This is a genomic window from Pararhizobium sp. P1_E7 (assembly GCF_056405855.1).
The window spans coordinates 1-9,508 of sequence record NZ_JBFUBH010000088.1 but is presented as its reverse complement, the minus strand read 5'-3'; the positions used below and the strand labels follow the sequence as shown (position 1 = coordinate 9,508).

The following is a 9,508-nucleotide window of genomic DNA, read 5'->3' as shown; positions in this document are numbered from 1 at the left end:
TCGTTGAACAATCGTCAAAAATTGCATGTTTTAGTGGCGAGTGTTAAAAGAATACGCGGAATGCGCGACGACGAGATCCGTTTGGAGTCAAGCGGTATTGACCATCACACGTTCCGCGATAGTTCTAATGAAATGGAAGGATTGGAATAACATCGACTACCTGAATGTGACGCAATCGCAGATGGACTAGTGCTTGCACTGCATGGGCGTACGCAACGGAAGGGAGAGGCAAGGATGCAGGACGCTGATACGACGTTGTCTGCTTCATCTTCAATCGAACGCTACTTCTTCACACAAACCGACGAGCTTATCTCGCTCTATGACGAGAGCTTTCTCCTCATCGACTGCTCGCCAAGACACAGCGAAACATACGTTGTTGACTCCCTGGTCAACGCAACCTTGTGGCGCGTCTACCCTGAGCTCCTGGCTCCTAACCCCAAATCCGCCGTAGAATCCGTACTTGCGAGCGGTGTGCCGCGAAGCGTCGAAATTGCAGAGGCAACAACGGGTGAGCGTCGCACCCTGCTCGTCTTTCGCACCGCTCGCGGCATCGGGGTTGTTGAAACGGAAAGACACGCGATCAGTCGTGATACCTCCAGTCAAAGCGATAGCGACCGCGCGCTTCTTCTTCACCAGGCGACCCATGATGTTCTGACGGGATTACCAAACCGGCGCCAATTCAGCGATGAGTTGCGGGGTACCCTACCGGTGCCAGCCGGGGCGAAGCTGGCCGTCATGCAAATAGATCTTGATGATTTCAAGCCGATCAATGACACGTTGGGCCACGGCGCTGGCGACGCCGTTCTCAAAATGGCGGCGGAACGAATAGGGGGCGTGCTTGGGGAGCGGGAGCGTGCTTACCGACTGGCGGGTGACGAATTTGCGGTCATCCAGTGGAAAGTCGACCAGCCTCGCGAGGCCGAGCGCTTGGCAGACGCGCTCGTCAACGCCTTCAAGGAGCCGTTCACGGTAGAGGGCATCAATGTTTTTGTCGGAGCCAGCGTGGGGGTTGCCGTCGCTCCTGGGGATGGAAACGAGATCGAGCAGTTGATGAAGACTGCCGATATTGCGCTCTACGCGGCAAAGAAAGATGGCCGCGGTCGCGCAAGGACGTTCAGCCGCTCCATGCTCATCGTCCTGGAGCAACGTGAGATGTTGCGCCGCAGCTTGCGAGTCGCCCTTCAAGAGGGCCAATTTTTTATTGAGTATCAGCCTCTCGTGAAACCACCCTTTTCGATTGTGGGCTTTGAAGCGCTTTTGCGCTGGCGTCATCCTCTCGTGGGTCTGATCCCACCGAGCGTCTTCATTCCTATGGCCGAATCTGACGGCCTTATGAGCGAAATTGGGCAATGGGTATTGGAGCAGGCCTGCCGAGCAGCGGGGACTTGGCCCGCCCAGTTCAGGGTAGCCGTCAATCTTTCCCCAGCGGAATTTTTGCGTGAAGGCTTGACGGATCGGGTCGCCCAGACCCTCGATGCGGTCGGTTTGCGTGCTGATCGCCTCGAGCTGGAAATCACCGAATCCGTGTTGTTGGAGCGCACGATCAATAATCTGGATACGCTCAATACGTTAAATGTACTCGGCGTTCAGATCTCGCTCGATGATTTTGGAACCTATTATTCCTCTCTGAGCTATCTCAAGAACTTCCCCTTCGATACGATCAAGATCGACAAATATTTCATCAAGGATCTCGAGAGCGACGAGAAGAGCCAGACGATCGTCCGATTCATAATCGCTCTCGCTCATGGCTTGGGAATGCGCGTCACCGCCGAGGGGGTGGAGACGCGAGGTCAGGTAACGTGGCTCCAGAAGGACGGGTGCGACCAGTTGCAGGGATATTTCCTGGGCGTTCCGATGCCCGCGGAGGCGATCGACGAGTTCCTTCATCAGTCTTCGTTGGTAATATAGTAGCAGGGCTTCTCGCATCTGCGTAAGCTTCAGGTTCGAGACTCAAACCGAGGCCCGGTGCGCCGTTTAAATACTGCCCGTAAGTTCAAGCGGGTTAAAAATCTGTGTGGAGAGTTTTAAGTCGCCGTGGCAGAGTTCTGCTTGAGGAGAAGGAGACGGCATGGATCTAGCGGAAAAAGCGCCCGTGGAAGCAACCTTCGAGCCCTTGCTTCAGATTGAGATGGAGATGGGAACCTTTCTTTCGAATTGGCACCATTGCGATCAGCTGTCGACCTTCATAGCCCGGACAATTAGTCACAACCGCACAGATCCCGTTCGACACTCGAACTTCCTTTCGTCAGCCCTCAATGAGCTATTGGAGGTCTCGTTTCGCGGCGGCTCTCCCGATGGGCAGATCGGCTGCGCGGTCTATCGGCATGGTCGAACGGAACGGGTGAAACTCACTTTCCCCTGCCTTTCCCGCCAGAGACAATTCTTTAGCGAAGCAGTGTCGAATACACGACGGGAAGACGCGCTGACCCGCTATCTCGATTCCATTTCAACCGGCCTGACACCAGGTCGGGATGTCGTTTTTCTGGATCTCGCGATCAACTTCGATGCTCAGATCCACGTGGAAAATAGTGCTCCCCCATCGATAACGCTTGTTGTGGATTTGCCTCTTGAAGGAATTGTGAGTTGAGCACGGCAGGCCTTTCCATACCCTTCAAGGCAGAGTTTGACGTCAACAGCCAAGAGTTTTCTCTTTCCGGCGTGGTTCGCCCGCGTTCGATCGATGAGATCGCAGTGAACATATCGATGCTAAAGGAGGCGATCGATCAGGTGCGCGGTGTTCTCTACATAAATGTGAAGCGCCTCGTTCAGATGAACAACACAGCTTTTCATGCCTTTGCGCGCGTGGTTCTCGACGCATGTCAGGCGAGGCCGGATATTCGCTTCGTGATCGTCACCTCAAGTGTCATCGGCTGGACCACGCGCATGTTCGGGCATCTGAACAAGATCGAACCGCAGATAACGATCGAGGTCTACGACTCGAAATTTTATCCTGGCCAGAGCTTCGTAGAGAACACGAGTTTTATTTCGATACTGCGGACGCAAACGAAGATGACTTGGCGCCATGAGCGCGCAATCCTTCCTCGCCACGGAATGCGCGCCGGAATCACGATGGCGGATATCTGCTGCGGCATCGGTGATTTCGTCGTGCTTGTCCAAAAAGAGTTCCAGCCAGCGCGAATTGTCGCGCTTGACCATTCGAAGGCAAGTCTAGCGTATGCGCGCGACGTGGCAGCCGGTTTCGGCATCACCGATATCGAATATACCTATGGCGACGCGTCCGAGATGTTGCTTGAGGACAATCAGTTCGACTTCGTGAGTTGCCGCCATTCGCTGCAGATATTCAACCGGCCGGACGCGCTTCTGGCGGAGCTTTACCGAATCTGCAAGCCTGGAGGACGGGTATACATAACCAACGAGAAAAACTCGCATTGTCTCGGCGAACCTCGATCACAGAGCATTCAATGGACGTATAACGAAGTCGCGAAACTGTTTAGCCATTTCGAGATGGACGTAGAACTTGGACCCAAAAGCCGGCGGTACCTCGCCGATGCCGGCTTCGAAGACATCGTCGTCGAGTCATTCATGGTCACCAACCTGGATGGGGATGCGCAGGACTTCGCCGACGTTATTGCTGCCTGGGAAAATGTCTATGCCGGTGAAATGTCCGTAAAGCGTGGCGATTCTTCTGAATTCATCCAACGCTTCCGTCAAGGTTTCCAAGACCATATCCTCGCTGCCCTCCATCCCAAAGGCTATGCCGGCTGGCCGATCTGGGTGGCATCTGGACGCAAACCTCGATGAACGCGCCTMAGCAACACCCCTCCCGTCTCGGTCTGCGCTCATTTCGCGCCAAGTTCGTCCTTGTCGTAGGGGGCGCCGTTCTGTTCGATCTGCTCGTCAGCGGCGGTCTCGCGCTGTGGAATGTGCAAAGGCTTTCCCGCGATGCCACGGCGGAAGTTGGGCAGGGTCTGGAACGGGCCAACCAGGACTACATCCGCTCTTACGCGGAAGGAACGGCCGCCCGTGTCAATCTGCTCCTGGATCAGGTTCATTCCGACGTCGGTACCTTGGCCGGCGTGCTGCAAGCGCAGATCGACCACCCCGCAAGAGAGACCCAGATCGGGGAAGCACTGGTGCGTGGCGCCCCCGAAGCCGTGACCGTCACCTACGACGCGAAGGGGGGATGGGCTCAGAATCGACCTGGGCCTCTGTCCGTCGTCAGCGTCTGGGGATATCTTCTCGATTCAAATCACGTGCCGCTTCCTGAAGTCCAGAGGGAAATCGAAAACAGCGCCGTCCTGGACCTCATTGCGCCGAGCCTGCTGGCGAACGGCCAGTCGAAGCTTCAGATGTACTATATCGGCTCGAGGGAGCGGCCGATCTTCCGGACGGCGCCCTATACAAATCAAGCTCAGACTTTCGACAAGCTTTACCCGGGTCACAACGAGGCTGGCTTCTGGACCTTCTTCTTCCCGGGTCTTTATGAGTCGTGGCAGCAATGGGTACAAACCCCTGGATCGCGCCCGGTAAGCAGCAACATCACGCAAACTGCACCGTACACAGACGCAATCACCGGCAAACTCATCGTCAGTTTCTTCCAGCCGCTCCGGTCAATCGATGGCAAGAGCGTCGCCGGTGCTGCGGGAGCGGATATTACCCTCGACCAGCTGGCGGAGATCGTGGAGAACGTCAAGGTTGCCGACCACGGATTTGGTTTCCTGACGATGTCGGACGGCAATGTCGTGGCCATCAACCCGGTGGGGGAGAAGGTGATCGGCCTTCAGACGGCGAGCGCCGGCAACAGTGAAGGCGTGACGGGTCTCGACCGCTCCTTGCGCCGGAGCGTGCAGCCGCAGATCGCGCAGTTACCACTGGATCAGGATGGGTTGCTTCAGCATATCATGCTCGACGAAAACGGTGAGAAGGTCCCTTACCTGGTCATCGTGAAGCATCTGCAGCCGACGAACCTGTGGTTATCCGGCCCCGTTCGGCGCGAAACCATGTCGCTTGGCATCGTCGTGCCAGAGCGGGAGATTTATGCGTCTTTGTTTGCTGCGCAGGCAAAAATTTCCCAGGCCACGAACAGGATCGTGATCTATCAGATCCTGGCGCTCCTCGTATCGCTGCTTTTCGTCATTGCGGCTGTATTCGCGATATCCAAGCGCATAACCAGTGGCATCAGTGCGCTTGCCGGTGCGGCCAAGCGCATCCAGGCCCAGGACTATTCCGTTAGGGTCGATATTCCGACCCGCGACGAGGTCGGCGAAGCCGGCGCCGCGTTCAATCGCATGGCTGAGCAGATCAGTTTTCATACCGAGAATCTTGAGCAACTGGTGGAGGATCGCACAAAGGAGATCGAAGAGGCGAACCTGCAGATCTCGGCTTTGAACACGCAGCTGCGGGGCGAGAATTTGCGTCTCGGCGCTGAACTGGCCGTCGCCCGGCGGATCCAGATGATGGTTCTGCCCAAGGCCGGCGAACTTGAAGAAATCACGGAAATGGAGATAGCGGCCTATATGCGGCCCGCCGACGAAGTCGGTGGCGACTACTATGATGTTCTAAGCGATGGCGGGCGGCTGAAAATCGGTATCGGCGATGTCACGGGGCATGGCCTCGAGAGCGGCGTGTTGATGTTGATGGTCCAGTCGGTTGCGCGGGCTCTGCAGGAAACGGGCGACACAGACCCGGTGCAGTTCCTCAATCGCGTCAACCGCGCCATCTACAAGAATCTCCTCAGAACCAGCACCGACAAGCATCTTTCCCTCGCTTTCCTGGACTACCAGGGAGGACGCCTGACGCTTTCCGGCCAGCATGAGGAGTTGATCGTGGTTCGCAAATTGGGAGTGGTGGAGCGGATTGACACCCTCGATCTCGGTTTGCCTATTGGCTTGGAGACGGATATCTCGCAGTTCGTGGCGACGCGGGAAATTGCGTTCGGCCATGGCGATATGGTCATTCTCCACACGGACGGCGTCACGGAAGCCGAGAACGGGGACGGGGAGCTTTTTGGCATAGAGAGGCTTTGCGATAGCGCGCGGCAGCGATACGGACGAAGCGCTGAAGACGTCAAACTCGGGATCATCGAAGACCTGATGGCGCATATCGGCACGCAGAAGATCCACGACGATATAACAGTCGTTGTCATGAGACACAGGTGAACTGATGACCACCTTGTATGGGCTGGCAGATCTGACGATCGGTACAGGCGAGAACGTCACCCGACTTCGCCTGTTCGACGGACCGCTGGATCTCAGCTTTAAGCACTGCGCGATCACTTCCGATTTTGTTGCCGAGTTCGTCGCATTGCGCTACCGCACATCCCGCAGCCTCTACAGAGAGGTGCGGTCCAATGTTGGCTACCTGACCAATGAACTGATAGAAAATGCCGTAAAATTCCGCGAAGGCGGCGAAGTTCTCGTCGAAGCCTCCATAGAGGCCAACACCTTTCGCGCGAAGGTTTCCAATTTCATCGACAAGGCAACAGCCCAGCGGTTCCAGCACCTGCTTTCAGAAATCACAACCGGCGATCCCGGCGAGCGCCTCATAGAGAGGATTGAAGCGAATGCGACGCAAGCAAGCATGAGCAGCTCAGGGCTTGGACTTCTGACGCTAATGAGCGATTATGGTGTTCACTTTGCATGGGTTTTTGGTTCCAGGGAACAGGGCAACAAAATCCCGCTGGAAACCTATGCGTCTATTGCGGTCCCCGATTTCTCGAATTGATGGGCAGACAGAATGGAAATCAAGGAAGAAGAATATCGCGTCTGGTCGGAAGAAAAAGTAATCTACTTCGATGGGACCATGCGCCTGCCGAATGCCGAGGCCTATGCCCCGATCTTCATACTCGTCATGAGCGTTCTTGAGGCCGAGCCTGATCGTGTTACCGTAGACTTGACGGGATTGCAGTTTCTCAATTCTTCCGGGATCAATCTGCTTGCCAAGCTCACCATCGAAGCGCGCAACAGGCCGAATGTCCATCTGACAGTACGCGGAACGTCGGAGTTTCCATGGCAATCAAAGTCACTTCCAAATCTGAAGAAGCTGCACCCGGGCGTTGAGCTCAGGCTCAATTAACGAAACTACCGAAGGTATGCGGTCGATAGACGACAGCTTTTCCTGTTCAAGAGGCACGTCTCTTGCCCATGCGGTGTCACGCTCAATGTGGGCCGCTAACCCCAACCGCTCCCCGCCCTATTTCTCAACAGCGTCGCCCATTTTGCGCGCAGTTCCGCATCAATTTCCAAGCGTGTTGAGCCAATCGCCGAATGTTCCCCCACGACGTCGCTCGGGAGGAGCCACCGGCGAGACAGGATACTCTGCAGCAGCTGCCTTCCGGATTTCGCGGGGACTGAAACCGAATTCGTGCCCAAACGCTCGCGTGAAGTTGGCGGCTAGATCGAAGCCTGCGGCTTCCGCTATTTCCGATATCGGCCGATTGTTCGTAGGGTCGCTGAGGTCGGCATAGGCCGCCAGAAGCCGCCGTTTCCGAATGTAGTTGAGAACGCCGCCACTCGCGCCAAACAGCTGGTAGAGGCGGGTGCGCGAGATACCAAGCGCGCGGCATATGGTGTCGGGAGTGAGATCATCCGAATAGAGGTTGCCGTGAATATATCGATGTGCCCGCTCCATCATGCTCATATTCGGTAGCGTCGCTGTCGTCGGCGGCACCGACGATGAGACGCATGCAACGACAATATCGCGTATCGTGTGCACGAGCCTTGGCAATTCTTCAGCTTTGAGATTGTCCAAGCTCTGTTCGACACCGTGGACATAGTTGGCCAACAACTTGGCCAGATTGCCTGAGAGTGTCGAATTGTTGGCCGCCTCCAGAATGCCGGCGCTTTCGGCCAGCAAATCGTATGGCATGAAAAGAAGGACAGCGTCCGATTCCGTTAGTCGCCCGCGATAAGGATAGCCCAGCGATCTGAACGTGAACTTGTCCGGCCCGCTTTCAGCAACCCGGCGATCAACTTCCGTCCAGGCTCGACCACCGCGGAGCAGTTCCACATACCAATGATCGATCGGGCTCAAACGCAACATTGCGCGCGAGCGTGCGTAGCTGTGAGCCGGTGCTTTCTGTTGAACGATAAGCAGATTGCCCAGGTGCCATGCCGTCTGGTCCGCCAGGAAGCCGTCATCCGGAGACTTGTCGTCCGGCAACGCGACCTCAACCAGTGGAGCCATATGTGCCCGCCACGCCTGGAACTGTTCCGCTGGTGCCAACTCGCGTGTCGAAAAACGCAGAGGCGTCAGTGCGGGGGGAGCTTCCGAACGGGATGCTACCTGCGCTTCGGATTGACGTGGCCAACGGCGACGCTCCGGGTGCGACTGCTTCGCGGGCACCTCAGCAAGGTGGTCTTCTGGTTCGGACTCGGTTGAACCATCGCTCATACAATCCTCCAGCCTATGATCGCCCAAGCCAGGATGCATTGCCGGCGATCCGTTGTTCTGGTGCGGCACCCACCCGCCCAGCGCAACTCACTTTACGGACCGAAGGCCCGCCCTACCCTTTTCAGCGCCTAGTTGTACCCCATTTGGAGTAGAAATGCACGGGACGATAGATATCAGGATGCGAGGATAACGACATTGGCAACTGATGCTTGTATTAAATAAAGCGCGGTTAATGCAGAAGAATATACAGAATTGTTGGAAAGACTTTGAACGTATTTCTTTTTCAATGACCTATTCATAGCTGCCTTCTGGGGGGAAAGGCAGGTTCACTCTATGGTATTGATGGAGGTAGTCGTGAATTTTTTGCGTAATACTGGCGACAACCATTCATCAGGGGAAATCCGGAGTGAACAGAATGCGCACCGGCGGCAAGAAGATCGGAAACGAATTCTTGTCGCCGGCGGCGCAGGCTTTCTCGGATCGCATCTCTGCGAGCGGCTTCTTGGTGCGGGGCACCAGGTCATTTGTATCGACAATTTCTCGACCGGGCTGCGGCGTAATATCGAGCAATTGAAGCACTTTGATACGTTCAGTGTCATCGCTGGCGATATTGTCGAGCCGATCGACCTCGACGTCGACGAAATCTACAACCTCGCCCATTCGGCTTCGCCGCACTATCAGGCCGATCCGAACCATACGACAAAAACCTGTGTGATCGGCTCGCTCAATTTACTGGAGCTGGCCGCGCGCCGTCGTGCACGTATCTTCCAGGCGTCCACGTCGGAAGCCCCGCGTGAACCAAATGTCCACCCTCAGGCAGAGAGCTACCGGGGCAACGTCAATCCGTTTGGCACGCACTCCTATGACAGAGGCAAGCGCTACKCGGAAGCAATGTTCTTTGACTTCCGCAGGAGCCAACAGGTCGGGATCAAGATCATTCGCATTTTCAATACATACGGTCCTCGCATGCGCGTAGACGATGGCCGGATCATATCGAACTTCATCGTCCGGGCATTGAAGGGCGAAAACATCACGATATACGGCAACGGCTCGCGGACCCGTTCGTTTTGTTTCATCGACGATCTGATCGATGGTTTCGTTCGTGTGATGGCCTCCTCGCCGTCCACGACGTGATGGCCTCCTCGCCGTCCACGAC

The 9,508-nt window shown here is 56.0% G+C and carries 7 protein-coding genes and 1 pseudogene; 7 read left to right on the top strand and 1 reads right to left on the bottom strand.

Translation table 11 applies throughout. The annotated features are described in order from the left end of the window. The first annotated feature begins 234 nt into the window (after positions 1-234). The 6 genes from AC1D17_RS26090 (at position 235) to AC1D17_RS26065 (ending at position 7,035) form a co-directional block, all read left to right on the top strand. The gene (locus AC1D17_RS26090; protein ID WP_477568174.1) at positions 235-1,908 is read left to right on the top strand and encodes a putative bifunctional diguanylate cyclase/phosphodiesterase; all 1,674 of its coding nucleotides are present in this window, start codon (positions 235-237) and stop codon (positions 1,906-1,908) included. A 160-nt stretch (positions 1,909-2,068) separates the two neighbouring features. Continuing rightward, positions 2,069-2,587 carry a ubiquinone biosynthesis methyltransferase UbiE gene (locus AC1D17_RS26085; RefSeq protein WP_477568173.1) on the top strand — a complete coding sequence of 173 codons (519 nt, stop codon included), beginning with the start codon at positions 2,069-2,071 and terminating at the stop codon, positions 2,585-2,587. Next, positions 2,584-3,762: a methyltransferase domain-containing protein gene (locus AC1D17_RS26080; protein WP_477568172.1), complete on the top strand. Its 1,179-nt coding sequence runs from the start codon at positions 2,584-2,586 to the stop codon at positions 3,760-3,762. The genes AC1D17_RS26085 and AC1D17_RS26080 overlap by 4 nt, the downstream gene beginning before the upstream one ends. Then, positions 3,759-6,119 (top strand): SpoIIE family protein phosphatase, encoded by a 2,361-nt coding sequence (locus AC1D17_RS26075; protein ID WP_477568171.1) that lies wholly within the window; start codon positions 3,759-3,761, stop codon positions 6,117-6,119. Before AC1D17_RS26080 ends, AC1D17_RS26075 begins: the two co-directional genes overlap by 4 nt. 4 nt (positions 6,120-6,123) lie before the next feature. Continuing rightward, positions 6,124-6,684: a slr1658 superfamily regulator gene (locus AC1D17_RS26070; protein ID WP_477568170.1), complete on the top strand. Its 561-nt coding sequence runs from the start codon at positions 6,124-6,126 to the stop codon at positions 6,682-6,684. A 12-nt stretch (positions 6,685-6,696) separates the two neighbouring features. Next, a complete protein-coding gene (locus tag AC1D17_RS26065) occupies positions 6,697-7,035 on the top strand; it encodes a slr1659 superfamily regulator (protein ID WP_477568169.1) in 339 nt (112 codons plus the stop codon). A 159-nt stretch (positions 7,036-7,194) separates the two neighbouring features. Here the strand turns inward: AC1D17_RS26065 and AC1D17_RS26060 are convergent, their stop codons facing one another. After that, entirely contained in the window at positions 7,195-8,352 is a 1,158-nt protein-coding gene (locus AC1D17_RS26060) for an AraC family transcriptional regulator (protein ID WP_477568168.1), read from the bottom strand. Between the two features lie 342 nt (positions 8,353-8,694). Here AC1D17_RS26060 and AC1D17_RS26055 point away from each other — a divergent pair. Then, a pseudogene (locus tag AC1D17_RS26055) lies at positions 8,695-9,483 on the top strand (NAD-dependent epimerase/dehydratase family protein); the annotation flags it as partial. Positions 9,484-9,508: the final 25 nt, after the last annotated feature.

Excerpts from the sequence above, each read along its gene's own strand:
- AC1D17_RS26090 (WP_477568174.1), top strand. The coding sequence starts at position 235 with ATGCAGGACGCTGATACGACGTTGTCTGCTTCATCTTCAATCGAACGC.
- AC1D17_RS26085 (WP_477568173.1), top strand. The coding sequence starts at position 2,069 with ATGGATCTAGCGGAAAAAGCGCCCGTGGAAGCAACCTTCGAGCCCTTG.
- AC1D17_RS26070 (WP_477568170.1), top strand. The coding sequence starts at position 6,124 with ATGACCACCTTGTATGGGCTGGCAGATCTGACGATCGGTACAGGCGAG.
- AC1D17_RS26065 (WP_477568169.1), top strand. The coding sequence starts at position 6,697 with ATGGAAATCAAGGAAGAAGAATATCGCGTCTGGTCGGAAGAAAAAGTA.
- AC1D17_RS26060 (WP_477568168.1), bottom strand. The coding sequence starts at position 8,352 with ATGAGCGATGGTTCAACCGAGTCCGAACCAGAAGACCACCTTGCTGAG.